This is a genomic window from Labrenzia sp. R5_0 (genome assembly GCF_017743835.1).
In the GTDB taxonomy this organism is placed as follows: domain Bacteria; phylum Pseudomonadota; class Alphaproteobacteria; order Rhizobiales; family Stappiaceae; genus Roseibium; species Roseibium algicola.
Genome location: NZ_JAGHRK010000001.1, coordinates 361,856 through 379,518, shown reverse-complemented (window position 1 = coordinate 379,518; position 17,663 = coordinate 361,856). Strand labels below are relative to the sequence as shown.

Here is a 17,663-nt window from a genome sequence, read left to right as displayed (position 1 = left end):
GTTCAGTCATTCAAGGTTCCAAGTGCTCTCACGATCCGTTCAGGCGTGAACGGCATTTCTGTCACTTGCGCGCCCATGGGCCGCAGGGCATCGTTGATCGCATTCATGACGGCGGCCGGAGACCCGGCAGTGCCCGCCTCGCCCGCGCCCTTGGCCCCGAGCAAACTCTCCCCCGTCGGCGTTTCAACGTGACCGATGATCATGTCGGGCATTTCAGCTGCCATCGGCACGAGGTAGTCTGCCATCGAGCCGTTCAGGAGCTGGCCTTCCGCGTCATAGTGGATTTCCTCAAAGAGCGCTCCGCCCAGTCCCTGAACGATGCCACCCCGGATCTGCTCGTCCACGAGAAGCGGGTTGATCACCCGCCCGCAATCCTCGACGCACCAATGCTTCAGCAGCTTCACGATGCCGGTCTCCGTATCGACCTCGAGGTAGGAGGCCTGGACGCCGTTGGTGAAGGCAAAGGGATATTCGGACGTGATGAAGTGCCGTGTCTGGACGAGTTCACGCGGCAGGCCCTTCGGCAATGTGTCGCCGCGGAAGTAGACGATCCTGCCGAGCTCCTCGAGCGGCATGCGGGCTTCGCCCGAGGTGCTGTCGACCACAGCGCCGTCGCGGATGTCGAGCTGCGCCTGATCGGCCTGGAGCATGGAAGCGGCCACTTCAAGGATGGAATCGCGAAGCGCCCGCGCCGCCTGCAGCGCAGCCTCGCCGCCTATGCCTGCCCCGCGCGACGCCCAGGTGCCGCCACCATAGGGCGTCACTTGTGTATCACCGGTAATGACCCGCACACGCGCAGGGGACACGCCAAGACCCTCGGCAACCACCTGGCTCAGCATCGCCTCGGTGCCCTGCCCCTGTTCGGTTACACCGGACAGCGCAACGATCGATCCGTCCGGATCCATCCGCACCGTGCAACCGTCTTGTGCCGAAATGCGCGCGCCGCCGATACCGTACATGAAAGGCGAAGGATTGGTCAGCTCGATGAAGCTTGCAATGCCGATGCCCCTGTAGATGCCCTTCTTGCGGAGCTCTGCCTGTTCGGCTCGCAAGCCGTCGTAATCCATCAGCTCCAGAAGCTTGTCCATGGAGGCATGATGCGACAGCCCCTCGAAACGCATGTTCGCGGGAGACGTCACCGGATAGGCATCATCCCTGAACATGTTGCGCCGGCGGATCTCGACCGGGTCCATGCCGATTTCGGCGGCCGCCATATCCACCAGGCCTTCGGTGATCGCGACCGCGATCGGATGGCCGACTGCCCGGTACTGGCAGGTCGGCGTCTTGTTCTGGAAGACGACCGTGGTCCTGGCCCGGTAATTCTGGAAGTCATAGGGGCCACCGCAGAGGTTCACCACCTGGTTGCCTTCGATGGCGGAGGTGCGCGGATAGACCGAATATGGGCCGATCGCCGTCCAGTCATCGACATCCATGGCGAGGATCCGGCCGTCTTCTCCAACTGCAATCTTCGCCTCGATCTGATGATCGCGGGCGTGGATGTCGCTGGAGAAACTTTCCAGCCGGTCGGCAATGAATTTCACCGGCCGTTTCATGATCTTGGCGATTGCCGCCGTCGCCATTTCGTCCGGATAGACATGCACCTTGATGCCGTATGAGCCGCCGACGTCCTCGCAGATGACCCGGACCCGGCTTTCCGGCAGGTCGAGATGAGTGGCCAGAACTGTCTGGATCATGTGGGGCGCCTGCGTCGCATGCCAGGCGGTCATCTGTTCCTCGGCCGGGTTCCAGTCGACCAGGATCGAGCGCGGCTCCAGCGTCACGCCCGTGTGCCGTCCGGTGACGAAGCGCGCCGAGACGACCTTGTGCGCGGTCCGGAAGGTTTCGTCCACGTCCCCCTGTTCGTGCAGGCGCCGGAAGGCGAGGTTGTCACCCATTTCCGGATGCAGCACCGGCGTTTCAGGATCGAGCGCGGTCATCATGTCGGTGACGACGTCCAGTTGCTCGTAGTCAACATCGACAAGAGCCGCGCCATCCTCGGCAGCAGCGCGAGAGGTCGCGACTACGGCTGCCACCGGTTCGCCGACCCAGCAGGCTCGGTCAACGGCAATCGCGTGTTCCGGCGGCGATTTCAGGCCTTTCAGATGGGCGAGCACAGCAACCCATGGCTTGCAGACCTCGGCAATGTCCTGGCCCGTGAAGACCCGGAGCACACCCTTCACCGATTTTGCATCCTCGGCGTCGATACGGTTGATCTTCGCGTGCGCGAAGGGCGAACGCACAAAAGCGACATGAACCATGCGCGGCAGCACGATGTCGTCCACATAGACGCCGCGCCCCTGGACCAGACGCCGGGCGTTGGGCCGGGGGACCGTCTTGCCGATATAGGAATTGGGCCGGTCCGGATTACCGAATTGAATGGTCATGCGGCCCCCTTCTGTGCGCGGACACGCGCTACCGTTTCAACCGCATCCACGATGGCTTCGTAGCCGGTGCAGCGGCAGTAATTGCCCGACAGATGTTCGCGGATCTGATCACGCGACGGCGTGCCGCCGGCCTCCAGCAGCTCGTTAATGGCAACCAGCATACCGGGCGTGCAGAAGCCGCACTGGAGCGCATTGCGCTCGACAAAGACGTCCTGAAGATCCTTAATCGCGCCCAGGTCAGACAGGCCTTCCACTGTCCAGACGTCGGCACCGTCCGCCTGGGCGGCCAGCATCAGGCAGCCCCGCACGGCTTTGCCATCGACCTTCAGCGTACAGGCACCGCAGACACCGTGTTCGCAGCTTGCATGGGCGCCGGTAAGGCCAAGCTCGCCGCGCAGGAAATCAACGAGATGCTGACCTGCCGGAACACGCGCCTCGACGGGCTCCCCGTTCACGGTCAGGCTGATGTCGATCTTGTCGCGGAACATCTCCGTCATGCGTTTCCTCCCTCGATCCTGGCGGCGGCGCGGCGTAAGAGGACACCGGCAAGGTGGCGACGGTAAGCGGCACTTGCCTGGGTGTCCGACGGTGGGTCGATTTCCGCCTGCAGAGCCTGAACGGCGCCATCAATGTTGCCCTGGTCGAGAGCGGCCATGGCCCCTTCGGCAAGGACCGGCTTGGGCCCGACGGAAAAAAGCGACAGCCGGTGTCCATCGGCGCGCGTGACGAGGCACACCCCGGCAAGGGCATAGTCGCCGGATCTCCTGGCAACCTCTACGATGACCTGCTTTTCGCCGGGCTCTGCCTTCGGGACCGAGAGGCCGGTCAGGATTTCCCCCTCCTCGATGGCCGTTTCGAAAATGTCCTGAAAGAAATCTTCCACCGGTATGTCCCGCGAGCCGTTGAGGCCCTCCACATGTAGCGTGGCGCCAAGGGCCAGAACGCAGGCTGGAAACTCCGCAGCCGGATCGGCATGAGCCAGCGCACCACCGATCGTGCCGCGGTTGCGGATCGCAGCATGGGCGATGAATTCCACCGCCTGTGAAAGAAGCGGAGCAGACTGCCGGATCAGCGGGTTACGACCAATCTCCGCATGCGATGTCAGCGCGCCGATCCGCAGACCATCCTGCGTTTCGGTTACCCCGGAAAGCTCGCTCAGGCGGGAAATGTCGATCAGAACGTCGCCTGCGGAGAGACGCAGGTTCAAGGCCGCAACCAGGCTCTGGCCACCTGCAAGCACGCGGCCGTTGCCGTCGCTCGCGGCCAGCATTTCCAGCGCGTTGCGCAAACTGGATGCCCGGGCATAACCGCCCGCCGATGCCTTCATGGCGTCTCCCTCCCGATTTCATCGCGACGCCCTCCAGCATCGCTTATTGAGCATCTGCTCAACTTTATTGATCAGATGATCTATAAAAATCGGAAGATTGCAAGTAGATTATTGCGTGCCGTATGAGGGAGGCAGGAAAAGGAACATGAATGGAATGACCGATGTCGCCGAAACGGGGGACACTTCCAGCCGTCGCAGGCTGCCCCCTTCCGAACGCCGCCAGCAGATCGTTGAAGGTGCCGTCGCCTTCTTCGCCGAGGTCGGCCTTGACGGCAACACCCGCGATCTCGCCAAGCGTATCGGCGTCACGCAATCGCTGCTTTTCAACTATTTCGCCACCAAGGACGACCTCATAGAGGCGGTCTACGAAAAGGTGTACCTCGGACGTCTTTCTCCCGACTGGCCGGAACGGCTGACCGACCGGGAAGTGCCGCTGCGTCGTCGCCTGCTCGATTTCTACACCGAATACAGCACACTCATCTTCCAGTACGAGTGGATGCGGATTTTCATGTTTTCCGGCCTTTATGGCGCAGAACTCAACCGACGCTATCTCAAACATCTGGGTGACGTCATCCTGCTGCCGCTCCTGGGCGAGATCGAGCACGAGGCCAGCTCCGGCGTCACACCGGTCATGGAAGATATCTGGAACCTGCACGGCGGCATCGTCTACATCGGCATCCGACAGCACATCTACCGAACCCCCTGCCCGGACGATCCGTCCGAGGCCATATCAAGAGCGATCGACCGTTTCCTGCTGTCGTTCGGAATCAGTCCCTGCCCTTGAGCTGGTGCTGAAGAGGTTGTCCGCTGTTCAAGCGGCTCATTCACCACCCCCGGAGAGGCACACGCGGGACAAGGCTCCAAATCTGTTCGAAGCGCAGCTGGACAGTCGGAAACGCGATTTCGGTAACTTCGTGGAGAACAGAGATACCGTCGTTCCGGCTATTCCTCAGGTTTTTCAAGGACCGCATAGCGTCCACAAGCTCCCAGGCAGCTACACACATTCCGGGAACCTCAATCTTGCAGTGAGGTAAATCCAGCAGACAGCCCGTCAGATCAACATCCGCCGAGGCTCTTTCAAAAGACCCGCGTAATAGCTCAGGAAGCGCGCGGCGTCGGCGCCGTTGATGACCCTGTGGTCGTAGCTGAGATCGAGGGGCACCATCTGGACGGGTTGGAAAGCCTCCCCGTCCCAGACGGGGGCCACTTCGGTGCGAGTGATGCCGAGTATGGCGACTTCGGGTGGGTTGACGATGGGTGTGAAGGCGGTGCCGCCGATCCCGCCGAGGTTGGTGATGGTCATGGACGCACCGCCCATTTCATCAGGGCGCACCTTGCGCTCTTGTGCTCTGGAGGCAAGGTCGGCGATTTCCGCCGCGATCTGCCAGAGGCCTTTCCGGTCAACGTCCCGGATCGCGGGCACCATCAGGCCGTGGGCGGTGTCGACCGCGATGCCAAGGTGCACGTAGTCCTTCAGGAACAGTGCCTTGCCGTCCGAGCTGAGAGAAGCGTTGAACTTCGGGAACTCCCGCAAGGCCTTCGACAAGGCTTTGGCATGGAAAGCCAGCGCCGTCAGCTTCACGCCGCGCTCGCCGGCTTCCGTCCGCAATTCCTTGCGCAGGGCTTCAATGGCGGTCATCTCCGCGCGGTCGTGATGGGTGACGGCGGGAATGAGCCGCTGGGCGGCGGCCATGTTCTGCGCGGCAACCTGCGCGAACCTTGAAACCGGTTCTTCCGTTATGGGGCCGGAAAGCGCGTGGTCGACGTCCCAGTACCCGCGGTCTCCTGTTTCAACTGGAGAAGCTGAGACCGAAGGCGACATCCCAGTATCGCCTTCGCCTTCCACATCCTCGCGGGCGATGGACGTGCGTCCGATCTCGCGCGCGAGTTTCTCTATGTCTATGCCCTTCTGCCGGGCCAGCGCCCTGACCGAAGGCGGTGCGATCACGTCGGACATCTCCACCTCCTACCAGCTTGCCGAAATATACTGGGTTTCCATGAACTCCAGCATGCCTTCATGACCGCCTTCACGGCCAAGGCCGGACTGCTTGGTGCCGCCGAAGGGAGCCGCCGGATCGGAGACGAGGCCGCGGTTGAAGCCGACCATGCCGTAGTCCAGCTTCTCGCAGACCTGCAGGCCGCGTTTCATGTCCTTCGTGAAGACATAGGCAACCAGACCGTATTCCGTGTCGTTGGCCCTGCGGATCACGTCGTCCTGATCGCTGAAGGTCTGGAGGGCGGCGACGGGCCCGAAGATTTCGTCGTGCACGCAGTCGGCCGTCTCGGGCACACCCGACAGAACCGTGGGCGGATAGAAAAAGCCCTTTCCCCCCGGCAGGTCGCCACCGACTTCGATCTTCGCCCCCTTCTCAACGGCATCGCGAACGAAATCCGCAACCTTGTCGCGGGTTTCCGCATTGACCAGCGGGCCGACGTCCACGTCCGGGTCAGATCCGTCACCGACCTTCAGTTTTTTCATGGCTTCGACAAGTCGGCGGGTAAAGTCGTCGGCAACGGCTTCGTGTACATAGATCCGATTGGCCGCCGTGCAGGCTTCACCGAGATTACGCATCTTGGCCAGCATTGTGCCCTGCACCGCCTCATCAAGGTCGGCATCGTCAAAGACGATCAGCGGCGCGTTGCCGCCAAGTTCCATCGCCGGTTTGAGGACCTGATCAGCCGCAGAATGCAGCAGCTTGCGGCCAACCGCCGTGGAACCGGTGAAGGAGACGACGCGCACGCGCGGGTCGTGCAGCATGTGATCGACAAGCGCGCCGGTGCGCTTGGAAGGCAGCACATTGACAAGGCCAGCCGGAACGCCGGCTTCTTCCAAGAGGGGCATGAGCGCCAGCATGGTCAGCGGTGTTTCGGAAGCCGGTTTGATGATCACCCCGCAGCCGGCGGCCAGAGCCGGAGCGATCTTGCGGGTGCCCATGGCCGCCGGATAGTTCCAGGGCGTGACCAGAACCGCAAGTCCAGCAGGCTTGTGCTGCACGATGATGCGCGCGCCAGAGGCAGGCGCATGGGTGATGAGGCCGTCGGCGCGTACGGCTTCTTCGGCAAACCAGCGGAAGAATTCGGCGGCATAGGTCGCCTCGCCCATGGCGTCACTGCGCGCCTTGCCGTTTTCCAGTGTGATCATGCGGGCAAAGTCTTCCAGCCGCGCCGTCATCAATTCCCACGCCTTGCGCAGAACTTCCGAACGTTCGCGCGGCGTTTTGGCGGCCCATTTTGCCATCGCGGCTTCCGCTGCATCCAGCGCGGCATCCGCGTCGTTGATGTCTGCGGAGGCGACGGAGGCAAGCACCTCTTCGGTTGCCGGGTTCAGAACGTCGAACCTTTCGCCGCTCGCTCCCGCGCACCAGGCGCCGTTAATGTAAAGATCGGTATGGTCCATAATGGTCCCCATCGGTTCAAAGCAGGTGGCGGAGCGGTTGCTCCATCCGACCCGCGAAATTGGAAAGCAGGTCAATCGCCTGAGGCGTGGTCACTCGGTCACCGGTCCATTCCAGCACCAGAGCGAGATCCTCCCCCTGGCGCAGGATGCTGATGACAGGGCATTTGCCTGCATCAAGCTGAAGCGTCGAGATGCGGCTTGCTCTCAGGTCACGCACCAGCAGGTCCACTTCTTGATCATCGTCCGCCGGTTTGACCTGACCAAGCCAGAGCGAAGCAGCGGAGTAGGCTTGCGACTGCCACATATTCTCAACGCGGACTTTGGCGGGAAAGTTCCCGAAACTGGCAGCCGCAAACCCGGCCAGCAGAGCTGCCTGATCGACTTGCCCGCCGTTGTCCTTCGCCCAGGCCACGAAGTCTGCAAATCCGGCACCCGATACCTCTGCCCTGAGTTCGAAGCGCTGCGCCGTGGCACTTGCCGCCGGCGTTTCCGCGTGCAGGGTCTTGAGGGTCTCCAGATCCTTGACGTGAAACGGCTGGGGATGGCCGGCATCGGCCAAACGCTGCAGGTCCAGCCCTTGTTCCTGCGCAAGCCGCCGTGCCTTGGGGGACGCAAGAACTCTCCCGGCCACTCCGGGCGCGGTCTTGGCCGTCACCCGTTTTTCAGGAGAAGGTGCAGGCGTGTTGGCAGGTTCCGTCTTTTCCTGCCGCTCCGGCGCTGATTCACCAGCTGCAGAGGTTCGTGCTCCAGCCGCCTTTCGCGACACTGCCTTGTCCGGCTTTTGCGCCGAAATCACCGCGATCGCCTGGCCGACAGGCACTTCCTCTCCTGCTTGCGCCAGAAGCGCGGCCACGAAACCGTCGCGGCCGGCATTGACCTCAACCGTGCTCTTGTCCGTTTCCACTTCGAAGAGAATGTCGTCAGCCGCAACGGCTTCTCCGGGCTGTTTGCACCAGGCAACCAGGAGACCCGTGTCCTGAGCCATGCCGAGTGTCGGCATGATTACCTGATGTCCGTCCGGAAGGGCTTCCCCCCCGGCCTCCATGCCGCCCGGTGCGGGTTCTGCCGTATCGGCGGTCTTCTCCAATGAAGGCGCATTACCTGCTTCTCCAGCCCCTTCCGGGGTTTCAGAGATCATCGCGATCACCTGTCCAACCGGAACATCGCTGCCTGCTTCCACGGAGACGTCGGTCAGATAGCCTTCCTTCTGCGCCTCCACTTCCATGGCGGCCTTGTCGGTTTCCACCTCGAAAAGCACATCGCCAGCGGCGACCGCCTCTCCCGGTTTCTTGTGCCAGGCCAGCAACTGGCCGCTGTCCTGGGCCATGCCGAGCGCGGGCATGATCACCTCATGCGGCATGGATCAGCTCCCCGCGGCAGATCTTGCGCGCGTTGTCGGCAACTCCTGCGGCATTCGGCACGGTGATGTCTTCAAGGGCAGGCGAAAACGGCACCGGCACGTCCATGGCGCCCATGCGGATGACCGGCGCGTCGAGGTGGTAGAAAGCTTTCTCGCTGATCCGCGCTGCGATTTCCGCCGTCACGCCGTAGCTCTGGTGACCTTCGTCGATGACGATGGCGCGCGACGTCTTGCGGACTGAACGCAGGATGGTTTCCTCATCCAGCGGCACGATCGTACGCGGGTCGATGATCTCCGCGCTGATGCCCTCGCGGGACAACGTTTCCGCTGCTTCCTCAGCCACCTGCACCATGGAGGAGGTCGCCACCAGCGTGACGTCCCGACCCTCGCGCTTGATGTGCGCCTGACCGAAGGGGATCAGGTATTCTTCCTCCGGCACCGGGGCCTTGTCGTTGTACATCAGCTTGTCTTCGAAGATGACCACCGGATTGTTGTCCCGGATTGCCGTCTTCATCAGGCCCTTGGCCTCGTAAGCCGAAGACGGCATGGCGACCTTGAGCCCCGGAATGTGGGCGACAAGCGCCTGCAGGGACTGGCTGTGCTGGGCGGCGGAGCGCCGGGTCGCGCCCATGTTGGTGCGCAGGACCAGCGGCACGTTCAGCTTGCCGCCGGACATATAGTGGGTCTTGGCGGCCTGATTGCAGAGCTGATCCATGACCAGATAGAGAAAGTCGCCGAACATCAGGTCGACGACCGGCCTCAGTCCGGTCATCGCCGCACCAACGGCAATGCCCATGAAGCCGGGTTCGGATATCGGCGTGTCGATGATCCGGTCCGTTCCGAACTCCTCCACCAGGCCGGACAGCACCTTGAACGGCGTTCCGGCCTCGGCAACGTCTTCGCCCAGGAGAATGATCGACGGATCCCGGCGCATTTCTTCCGCGATGGCTTCGTTGACGGCCCTGGACAGGGTGATTTCACGTGTCATGGCGTCCCTCCTCAGGCGGCCGTGTCGGCGTAGACATGCATGTCCACTTCCCGCACATCCGGATATTTCGCGTCGAGCGCATATTTGACGGCAGCTTCGGCATCGGCGGCGATTTCATTGTCGATGGCCACCAGTTCGTCGGCGGTCATGATCTTCTGGTCGATCAGCCACTTGCCGAAGTTGGTGATCGGGTCGCGCGCAGACTTCCACTCCGTCTCTTCATCCTTGGTGCGGTAGTAGTCGCGGTTGATGTCGCCGACGTGGTGGCCGTGATAGCGATAGGTGTCGAGTTCGATGAAGAACGGGCCTTCGCCCTTTCGGCAGCGGGCGGCGAGCTCTCCCGCCAGCTTGTTCACGGCCAGCACATCCTGGCCATCGACCTTGAAACTCTCGATGCCGAAGGCTTCGGCCCGGGCAATCAGCGAACCCGCCGCGATTTCCTCGGTCCTGGTGTATTCGCTGTAGCCGTTGTTCTCGCAGGCATAGATGACAGGGAGCTTCCAAAGCGCGGCCATGTTCATGACCTCGTACCAGAGCCCCTGTGCCGTCGCGCCATCTCCGAAGAAACACACGGTGACGTGCCCGGTGCCCAGACGCTTGGCGGTGAGTGCCGATCCGGTGGCAATGCCCATGGAGCCGCCGACTATGGCGTTGGCGCCAAGGTTGCCGTTGGCCTGGTCGGCGATATGCATCGACCCGCCCTTGCCCCGGCAATAGCCCTCTTCCTTACCCAGAAGCTCGCAGAACATTTCCTTGAAATGCGCGCCCTTGGCGACACAGTGACCGTGCCCCCTGTGCGTCGACGTGATCTTGTCTTCGGGCGTCAGCGCTTCGCAAATGCCGACGGCCACGGCTTCCTGACCGGAATACATGTGGGTCAGGCCCGGCATCTTCGCCGACAGGTAAAGCTGGTTGGCGTTGTCCTCGAAGGCACGGATGCGCACCATCTGCGTGTACATGCGCAGATACTCTTCCGTGTTGTGTTTCTTTTTCTTCGCAGCGCTCATCTTGTTGTCCCTTGACTGGGCCCGGCCACCGCGCGGCCGGGCACGATGGGCAGGTCAGTACCGGTTGGCGATCGGAAGTTCTTCGGCCGGGAACAGGCTGATGACCTCAACGCCTGTGTCCGTCACCACGACTTCCTCCTCGATCCGGGCGGCGGAATAGCCGTCAGCGGCCGGGCAGTAGGTTTCCAGCGCGAACACCATGCCCGTCTTAATTTCCATCGGATGGTCGAGCGAGACCGCACGCGAGATGATCGGCCGCTCGTGCAGGGCCAGACCCAGGCCGTGGCCGAATTGCAGACCGAAGGCTGTCTCCTCGTTGGGGAAGCCGAACTCCTCCGCCTTGGGCCAGACTTCCGCCACCTTGTCGGTGGAGACGCCGGGTTTGATCATGGCGATGGAGGCATCGATCCATTCGCGCGCCTTGACGTAGGCATCACGCTGCGCCGGGGTTGCCCGGCCGATGTTGAAGGTGCGGTAGTAACAGGTCCGATAGCCCTGATAGGACTGCAGGATGTCGAAGAACGCCTGATCGCCCGGACGGAAATAGCGGTCGGTGAAATTGTGCGGATGCGGATTGCAGCGCTCGCCGGAAATGGCGTTGATCGCCTCGACATCATCTGATCCCATCTCGTAGAGCATCTTGTTGGACAGGGCGACAATGTCGTTCTCGCGCACGCCCGGCTTCAGTTCCTCGTAGATCATGTGATAGACGCCATCGACCATGGAGGCCGCCTGCGTCAGAAGCTGGATCTCGTCCCAGTTCTTGATCTCGCGCGCCGCCAGCATGATCTGCTGTCCGTCGACCACGTTAAGTCCCTCTGCCTGCAGCGCATGGAACATGGCGGTTTCGGCATAGTCGACGCCGACGGGCATATCCGCCATGCCGGCGTCCCGGATCAGCCCGGCAATTTCGCGGGCATATTTGCGCATCAGGCCGAATTCCGGCGGAATGGTGCCGCGCATGCCGACCACACCTGCCCGGCAATGATCCGGCACCAGCCAGTCGGAGAACTTCTTGTGGTGGACGGCGGCTGAACCGAAGTCCCACACGTAAGGGGCATCATCGCCCGTCAGCAGGCAGAAGCGGCACATCTTGTCCCGCTCCCATTCGCCGATCTTGGTGGCCGAGACGTAGCGGATGTTGTTGACGTCAAACAGCAGCAGCGTACCGGCGTGAGAGGCCTTCAGCGCCTCCCGTGTTCTGGCAAGGCGATACCGCCGCAGCCGATCATGGTCGATGCGGCGTTCGAAATCGACGGATGTGTGCCCCCAGGCGGGCAAACGCCCCTCCCAGCGCCAATGCGGTTCGAGATCCTGCGGCGTCAGGAGGTTGGGTAACAGTGCGCGAGACATGGCTCTCTCCTTCGGATGCACCTGCGCACATCCGTCATGTAAAAAAGAATATTGTTTTTCAGAGTGTTACTGGATGCACCAGCCGCCATCGATGTGGATCATCTGGCCCGTCATGTAGTCGCTGTCGGGGCTGGCGAGAAACGACGCGGTGCCCTTGATGTCATCCGGATAGGACACCCGCTTGATCACCAGTTCGTTGTTGGCGATGTCTTCGTAGGCCTGTCCTGCCCGTTCCTTGAAGCCGATTTCGACAAGGTCCTTGTCGAGCTGTTCCCAAAGCGGTGTCACCACCACGCCGGGGGCATAGCCGTTGACGGTGATGTTGTGTTCGCCGAGCGCAACGGCCCCGCAATGTGTCAACGCCAGGCAGCCGTATTTGGATGTGCAATAGACGGTCACATCCACCAGAGGCTTGCGCGACGCGATGGAGCCGACATTGATCAGCTTGTAGGGAAAATCCTGAGGCCCTTGCGCAATCATCTGGCGGGCGGTTTCCTGCATGCCCAGCCACATCGCCTTGGTGTTGACGCCCATGATGAGATCCCAGTTGTCCTCATCGATATCCATGAAGAAACGGGGCTTGTTGAGGCCGGCGTTGAAGAGGCCCACATTGATGCTGCCGAAGGCTTCGACAGTTGCCGCCACCGCCGCGGCGTTGTCCTCGCGGCGGGTCACGTCCATCTTGACCGCAACCGCCTTGCCGTTACCGGCCGCATTGATCCGCTCCGCGACGGCCTGGGCTTCGTCGAGGTCCAGATCACCAAGACAGACGTTGGCGCCCTGAGCTGCAAAATGCTCGGCGTTGGTTGCGCCCATGCCGCGTGCGGCACCTGTAATCAGAACGTTTTTTCCCTTGAGCCGATTGGGGTCCATGAATTCCTCCCATTAAAGTTTTCCAGCCTCCCGCAGAAGTCGGTCGGCACGATCTTGAGCCATCTGCAACGCGGCTTTTGGCGTCTTCACGCCACGCAACATGTCGTGGCATTCCTCCCCGCAGATGCGGATGATGTCGTTGATTTCCGGGATTGGCGGTCGTGGCCAAAACTGCAACTCGTCCCGCCAGGACATGGCGTCCACCGCTTCAAAGATCGGAGACAGGCGCCGGACTTCCGGGTCTGCGCCAACCGAATAGCGCGGATTGGTGCGGCTGCCGTGTTCGACGTAGAGCTTTTGCGCTTCAGGCGACGTGAAGACGATCAGCGCTTCGGCTGCCGCCTCCAGCCGTTCCGGTGCAATATTGGCCGGAATTCCGAGCAGATAGCCTCCGACCGGGGCGATATTCTGCGCATTCGGACCGGAAGGATGCGGCAGGAAGCCGACCTTGCCATGGGCCGCGCAGGCCGGATTCTGTTCGAAGTAAGGAGCGAGCAAAGTATAGCCGTAGGCCATCGCCACACGTCCGCTGGCGAACGGACGGACGCGCTCGTACCAGGACATCGACAGGATATCTGGCGGCGAATATTGCAACAGCGCCATCAGGTATTCGGCAGCATCGAGTGCACGTTCGGAATAGATGACAGGCCGGTAGCCGCCGTCTGCCAGTCGCGAGGCGTCATAACCACCAGCCTGTTTGGGCAAATCGAGAATAGGCTGACCGAAGTCCGCACAAGTCATCATGAATGTATGGCCAAGCGCTGTCCCGCGTGCCGCGTTCCAGGCAATTCCGTATCTGCCCTGAACCGGGTCGTTGAGCCGGGCGGCGGCCTTGAGCAGCGCGTCCGTCGTGAGGGGCGGTTCAAGCCCTGCTTCCGCCAGCAGATCCTTCCGGTAAAACAGCAGTTCCGGCGTGGTCTGCGAAGGCACACCGTACGGCTTGCCTCCCCAGTGAGCTGCCTGCCAGCCGGCGGTGTGAAAATCGCTCGGCTGAAGCCGCTCGACATCCAGCACTTCGTCCAACGGCAGGAGATACCCGTTCTCGGCAAACTCCCCAAGCCACGGCAGGTCCAGGGCAATCAGGTCATAGCGGCTTGTCGCCCTGTGGGCGTTCTTGACCGCTTCTTCGTGAAGCCGGTCGATGGAAAAGGCCCGCTGCTGAATGGAACACCCGACCACCTGCTCGAACTGGCGCTTCAGACCATGCATCACCATGAAGGTGGGATCGCCATGAACCAGGACACGAAGATCTCCGGACAGTTTCAAGGGTTCAAGCAGGACCTGGGGCGGCTGGATTGTCTGGGCTTCCAGGTAAGACCCGCCGAAATAATAGTCCTGTGTACCGGAGCGCAGATCGGCAGACCCGAACGATTGCGCCGCCATCCTGCGGACACGGCTGCTGAACTGGGTCCACGCCTCCAGCATGTCAGCGCTCGGATGGAGGGAATAGCTTCTACCGGAAGACGTCCTCGGTCTTTGCTCGATCAGGCCGTTGTCGATCATCTCGCGCATGCGGCGGCTGGCTGTCGCGTAGGGAACGCCCGACGCGCCAATGAGCGAGGTCGGGGTCACCGCCTTCGCTTCCAGATGCCTTTTCACCAGATAGGTCGACATTTTGACATAGGGGTTCGGAGCAGATATCTCCAACAGACCATCCATCTCTTCTTCAAAGTTCTCCAGAAAGCTGAGAACCTGGAGGATTTCCGTCTTGGCCTGTTGCGTCAGATAAGTCTTTTCGCGAACCAACTCTCCCTCTTGCTGGTTCATCGCTCGGCTCCAGTTTTCCGGACGGGATGAACCACTGCTGCGTTTCCTCGTTTTGGATATTTTTTGGATCGACATTGAATGTCCTCCTAAGCGTGAGCGACGTGGCCGATTAGAAAAACGGCCAAAAAATCCATTTTGGATATAAGAACATCCATTTTGGATATTTTCGAGGGGGCGTCGTTCTGCCGAGGCGTGCAGGCTTTTTGTTGACGCTCACGGTGGGCGCATATCCGTGTCAGGAGGAGGCACGGTTCAGAATTCAGACCATTCGAAATGGTCTCTCAGGGAGGAAATGAAACAATGAACACTTTCCGTTCGCTGGTTGTCGCCACGACGGCCGTCGCAGGCCTGACCTTGTCTGGTGCAGCCGGTGCAGAAACGATGAAGATCGGCATCACGCAGAACAACGTCGGCGTCGACAGCTACCAGACCACCTATGAAAAAGCCTTTATCGCGGCAGCCGACGCCAATGCGGATGTCGAAACCGTCGTTCTGGACGCCGGCGGCGACGTCGCCCGGCAGATCGCCCAGATGGAAGACCTGATCCAGCAGGAAGTGGACGCGATCATCATCTGGCCGACGAACGGTGAAGCCGTCATCCCGGCCGTCCGCAAGGCCTTCAAGGCCGACATTCCGGTGATTGTGACCAACTCGAACATCGCCGAACAGGGCTTCGAGTTCGTGAAGTCCTTCTCCGGTCCGGACAACATCACCCAGGGCTCCCGTTCCGCCGAGATCATGTGCGACAAGTTCAAGGCCATGGGCATCGAGAACGAGGCCCAGATCGTTCAGATTTCCGGCCAGCCGGGCTACACGACGGCGATCGAGCGCGCCAAGGGCTTCGAAGACCGTCTGCCGGAAGTCTGCCCGAATGTGACCCTGGTGGAGACCCAGCCGGGCGACTGGAACCGCGAAAAGTCCCAGAAGGTCATGGAAGCGTTCCTGGTCAAGTATGACGACATCGACGGCGTTTACGCCGGAGACGACAACATGGGTGTCGGCGCGCTGAATGCCGCCAAGGCCGCCGGACGTGAGGGCATCATCTTCGTCGGCGCGACCAATTTCTCCGTCGGTTACGAGGCGATGGAGCGCGGTGAATACTGGGGCTCGATCTACCAGTCGCCCGTTGACGATGCCGAAGCTGCCCTGCAGACGGCAATCGACATTCTGTCCGGCAAGGATGTTCCGTTCCTGAATTACTTCGACACGCCGAAGATCACCCAGGACAACATGGCCGAATTCGACAAGCCTGTCTTCTGAGCCTGAAGGTCAAGCCCGACTGGGGCGCGAGCCAAGCCTTGCGCCCCATTTTTTCCCAATACATTGACCGGGAGGAAACCATGGGCCGAGTGTCCGGGCGTTCCTGTATCGTCACCGGTGCTGCCCGAGGGATCGGACGTGCCATTGGCGAAGCCCTTATCAACGAGGGAGCGGATGTCTGCTTTGCGGACATCAACGGCGAACAGGCAAGTGCCGTTGCCGAAGCCAACCGCAACCGTGCTGCCGAAACCGGCGCCGGGGTGACATGGGCCCAGGTCGATGTGACCGATCGTGACCAGGTTCGTGCCATGATCGCGAAAACCGTCGCGGCTTTCGGCAAGCTGGATGTCAAGTTCAACAATGCCGGCGTCAACAAACCCATGAACTTTCTCGATGTCACGGAGGACAACTGGAACTTCATCATGGGAGTGAACGGCCTTGGGTGCCTGATCGGCATGCAGGAGGCCGCCCGCCAGATGATTGGCCAGGGCACCGGCGGCAAGATCATCAACACCGCGTCGATCGCCAGTCGACAGGGGTTTGACAATGTCGCGCCCTATTGCGCCTCGAAATGGGCCGTGGTCTCGCTGACGCAATCCGGCGCACGAGACCTTGCCAGACACAACATCACCGTCACAGGCTTCGCGCCGGGTGTCGTGGCTACCGAAATGTGGGAACAGGTGGACCGGGATCTTCTGGATATCGGCGCTGCCGAGCGGCCCGGACAGGCGATGGAGGAATTTTCCTCCGAGATCCTGCGCGGCCGGGTGGCGACACCGTCCGACATCACGGGAACGACCACGTTCCTGGCGTCACCAGAAAGCGATTACATGACCGGTCAGGTGGTGATGATCGATGGTGGCATGACGCTCGTTTGAAACTTTACAACAGGATGAGGGAGGGTCTGTTGTCCGACATATCAACCAAGGCTGCCAGCCGTCCCGGCAGTTCCAAGGAAAAATCCATGAAGCCCTTCAGTCTGTCGGGCGTTGGGGGATTTCTGGCGAAACAGGGCATCCTGATCGCCTTCGCCGTCTTCATGATCGGCTTCACGATCGCCAACCAGCGCTTTCTCGACCCAGACAACATCATGGGCGTTGTCCGCTCCTCTGCAATCCTCGGCGTGATGGCTCTCGGCGTCACCTTTGTCGTCATCAGCGGCAATCTCGACCTCTCCGTCGGGTCGATGATGTCGTTTGCCACCATCGTCGTCCTCGATCTGCACGACAAGCTGGGGCCTTTGCTCGCCATTCCGTCCATGTACGCCATGGTACTGTGCCTGGGCGCCTTCATCGGCTTCCTCGTCGGATATCTGAAGCTGAATTCCCTGATCGTGACCCTTGGCATGTTGTCGGCGATCCACGGACTGACCCTCACCTATTCCGGCGGCAAGAACATGGATATTGCCGACAAGGAAGGCACCTGGTTCAGCGTGTTCGGCCAATCGACCGTCCTCGGCATTCCGGTACCGATCCTGCTGTTTGCGCTTGTCGCCTCTGTTCTGGGGATCGTCCTTGCCAAGACACCATTCGGTCGCAAGGTCTACGCGGTTGGAGGCAACGGCACCGCCGCAACCTTCTCGGGCATTCGCAGAGCCCGTGTCGTCTTCACCTGCTACCTCATGTCTGCTTTTTGCGTCGGTACTGCCGGTCTCATCCAGGCCAGCCGGTCACTGGGAAGCCAGAACACGGTTGGTCAGGGGCTTGAGCTTGAAGTCCTGGCTGCAGTCATCCTCGGCGGAGCATCGCTGATGGGCGGCTCCGGCACGATCTTCAAGACCGTTATCGGTGTCCTGATCCTCGGCTTTATCCAGAACGGCCTCTTGCTCGTCGGACTGCAGTTCTATGTCCAATATGTGGTGACCTGGATCATCATCATTCTTGCCGTGTGGCTGGATATTGCCGCCAAACGCGGCAAGCTCTGGTCGCCGATCGCGTGAGGGAGGGA

Annotated in this window: 15 protein-coding genes; 4 read left to right on the top strand and 11 right to left on the bottom strand. The window is 61.3% G+C overall.

The features are described 5' to 3' along the window. Positions 1–2: 2 nt before the first annotated feature. Genes J7447_RS01720 through J7447_RS01710 form a run of 3 tightly spaced genes read right to left on the bottom strand, consistent with a single transcriptional unit; the run spans position 3 to position 3,711 of the window. Positions 3–2,384 carry a xanthine dehydrogenase family protein molybdopterin-binding subunit gene (locus J7447_RS01720; protein ID WP_209168551.1) on the bottom strand — a complete coding sequence of 794 codons (2,382 nt, stop codon included), beginning with the start codon at positions 2,382–2,384 and terminating at the stop codon, positions 3–5. Continuing rightward, a complete protein-coding gene (locus J7447_RS01715; RefSeq protein ID WP_286188872.1) occupies positions 2,381–2,881 on the bottom strand; it encodes a (2Fe-2S)-binding protein in 501 nt (166 codons plus the stop codon). The genes J7447_RS01720 and J7447_RS01715 overlap by 4 nt, the downstream gene beginning before the upstream one ends. Next, on the bottom strand, positions 2,878–3,711 hold the full coding sequence (locus J7447_RS01710; RefSeq protein WP_209168550.1) for a xanthine dehydrogenase family protein subunit M: 834 nt from the start codon (positions 3,709–3,711) through the stop codon (positions 2,878–2,880). The genes J7447_RS01715 and J7447_RS01710 overlap by 4 nt, the downstream gene beginning before the upstream one ends. 145 nt (positions 3,712–3,856) lie before the next feature. Between J7447_RS01710 and J7447_RS01705 the strand changes: the two genes are divergently transcribed. Next, a complete protein-coding gene (locus J7447_RS01705; protein ID WP_023001704.1) occupies positions 3,857–4,495 on the top strand; it encodes a TetR/AcrR family transcriptional regulator in 639 nt (212 codons plus the stop codon). 267 nt (positions 4,496–4,762) lie between these two features. Here J7447_RS01705 and J7447_RS01700 read toward each other — a convergent pair whose 3' ends face one another. The 8 genes from J7447_RS01700 to J7447_RS01665 form a co-directional block, all read right to left on the bottom strand. After that, positions 4,763–5,668, bottom strand: a complete 906-nt coding sequence (locus tag J7447_RS01700) for a 2-oxo acid dehydrogenase subunit E2 (protein ID WP_286188869.1) — start codon at positions 5,666–5,668, stop codon at positions 4,763–4,765. A 9-nt stretch (positions 5,669–5,677) separates the two neighbouring features. Then, entirely contained in the window at positions 5,678–7,108 is a 1,431-nt protein-coding gene (locus J7447_RS01695) for an NAD-dependent succinate-semialdehyde dehydrogenase (RefSeq protein ID WP_209168548.1), read from the bottom strand. A gap of 16 nt (positions 7,109–7,124) precedes the next feature. Next, the gene (locus J7447_RS01690) at positions 7,125–8,468 is read right to left on the bottom strand and encodes a biotin/lipoyl-containing protein (RefSeq protein ID WP_209168547.1); all 1,344 of its coding nucleotides are present in this window, start codon (positions 8,466–8,468) and stop codon (positions 7,125–7,127) included. Further along, positions 8,458–9,456 carry an alpha-ketoacid dehydrogenase subunit beta gene (locus J7447_RS01685; protein ID WP_209168546.1) on the bottom strand — a complete coding sequence of 333 codons (999 nt, stop codon included), beginning with the start codon at positions 9,454–9,456 and terminating at the stop codon, positions 8,458–8,460. The genes J7447_RS01690 and J7447_RS01685 overlap by 11 nt, the downstream gene beginning before the upstream one ends. Positions 9,457–9,467: 11 nt before the next feature. Beyond that, entirely contained in the window at positions 9,468–10,463 is a 996-nt protein-coding gene (locus J7447_RS01680) for a thiamine pyrophosphate-dependent dehydrogenase E1 component subunit alpha (protein WP_209168545.1), read from the bottom strand. A 54-nt stretch (positions 10,464–10,517) separates the two neighbouring features. Next, a complete protein-coding gene (locus tag J7447_RS01675; protein ID WP_209168544.1) occupies positions 10,518–11,816 on the bottom strand; it encodes a Xaa-Pro peptidase family protein in 1,299 nt (432 codons plus the stop codon). A gap of 66 nt (positions 11,817–11,882) precedes the next feature. Then, positions 11,883–12,689, bottom strand: a complete 807-nt coding sequence (locus tag J7447_RS01670) for an SDR family oxidoreductase (RefSeq protein ID WP_055658217.1) — start codon at positions 12,687–12,689, stop codon at positions 11,883–11,885. A 12-nt stretch (positions 12,690–12,701) separates the two neighbouring features. After that, positions 12,702–14,456, bottom strand: coding sequence for an extracellular solute-binding protein (locus J7447_RS01665; RefSeq protein ID WP_228148059.1), 1,755 nt, complete (start codon positions 14,454–14,456; stop codon positions 12,702–12,704). Between the two features lie 300 nt (positions 14,457–14,756). Here J7447_RS01665 and J7447_RS01660 point away from each other — a divergent pair, with 300 nt between their 5' ends. The 3 genes from J7447_RS01660 to J7447_RS01650 all read left to right on the top strand — a co-directional run bounded on the left by J7447_RS01660 (position 14,757) and on the right by J7447_RS01650 (position 17,655). After that, the gene (locus J7447_RS01660; RefSeq protein WP_286188866.1) at positions 14,757–15,716 is read left to right on the top strand and encodes a sugar ABC transporter substrate-binding protein; all 960 of its coding nucleotides are present in this window, start codon (positions 14,757–14,759) and stop codon (positions 15,714–15,716) included. Positions 15,717–15,796: 80 nt separating this feature from the next. Next, on the top strand, positions 15,797–16,594 hold the full coding sequence (locus tag J7447_RS01655; protein WP_209168543.1) for an SDR family oxidoreductase: 798 nt from the start codon (positions 15,797–15,799) through the stop codon (positions 16,592–16,594). 29 nt (positions 16,595–16,623) lie between these two features. Beyond that, positions 16,624–17,655, top strand: a complete 1,032-nt coding sequence (locus J7447_RS01650) for an ABC transporter permease (protein WP_228148060.1) — start codon at positions 16,624–16,626, stop codon at positions 17,653–17,655. The last annotated feature ends 8 nt before the right edge of the window (positions 17,656–17,663 follow it).

Coding starts and splice junctions, on each gene's coding strand:
- J7447_RS01675 (WP_209168544.1), bottom strand. CDS start 11,816: ATGTCTCGCGCACTGTTACCCAACCTCCTGACGCCGCAGGATCTCGAA.
- J7447_RS01655 (WP_209168543.1), top strand. CDS start 15,797: ATGGGCCGAGTGTCCGGGCGTTCCTGTATCGTCACCGGTGCTGCCCGA.
- J7447_RS01685 (WP_209168546.1), bottom strand. CDS start 9,456: ATGACACGTGAAATCACCCTGTCCAGGGCCGTCAACGAAGCCATCGCG.
- J7447_RS01695 (WP_209168548.1), bottom strand. CDS start 7,108: ATGGACCATACCGATCTTTACATTAACGGCGCCTGGTGCGCGGGAGCG.
- J7447_RS01710 (WP_209168550.1), bottom strand. CDS start 3,711: ATGAAGGCATCGGCGGGCGGTTATGCCCGGGCATCCAGTTTGCGCAAC.
- J7447_RS01670 (WP_055658217.1), bottom strand. CDS start 12,689: ATGGACCCCAATCGGCTCAAGGGAAAAAACGTTCTGATTACAGGTGCC.
- J7447_RS01690 (WP_209168547.1), bottom strand. CDS start 8,468: ATGCCGCATGAGGTGATCATGCCCGCGCTCGGCATGGCCCAGGACAGC.
- J7447_RS01705 (WP_023001704.1), top strand. CDS start 3,857: ATGAATGGAATGACCGATGTCGCCGAAACGGGGGACACTTCCAGCCGT.
- J7447_RS01720 (WP_209168551.1), bottom strand. CDS start 2,384: ATGACCATTCAATTCGGTAATCCGGACCGGCCCAATTCCTATATCGGC.
- J7447_RS01660 (WP_286188866.1), top strand. CDS start 14,757: ATGAACACTTTCCGTTCGCTGGTTGTCGCCACGACGGCCGTCGCAGGC.
- J7447_RS01665 (WP_228148059.1), bottom strand. CDS start 14,456: ATGAACCAGCAAGAGGGAGAGTTGGTTCGCGAAAAGACTTATCTGACG.
- J7447_RS01715 (WP_286188872.1), bottom strand. CDS start 2,881: ATGACGGAGATGTTCCGCGACAAGATCGACATCAGCCTGACCGTGAAC.
- J7447_RS01700 (WP_286188869.1), bottom strand. CDS start 5,668: ATGTCCGACGTGATCGCACCGCCTTCGGTCAGGGCGCTGGCCCGGCAG.
- J7447_RS01680 (WP_209168545.1), bottom strand. CDS start 10,463: ATGAGCGCTGCGAAGAAAAAGAAACACAACACGGAAGAGTATCTGCGC.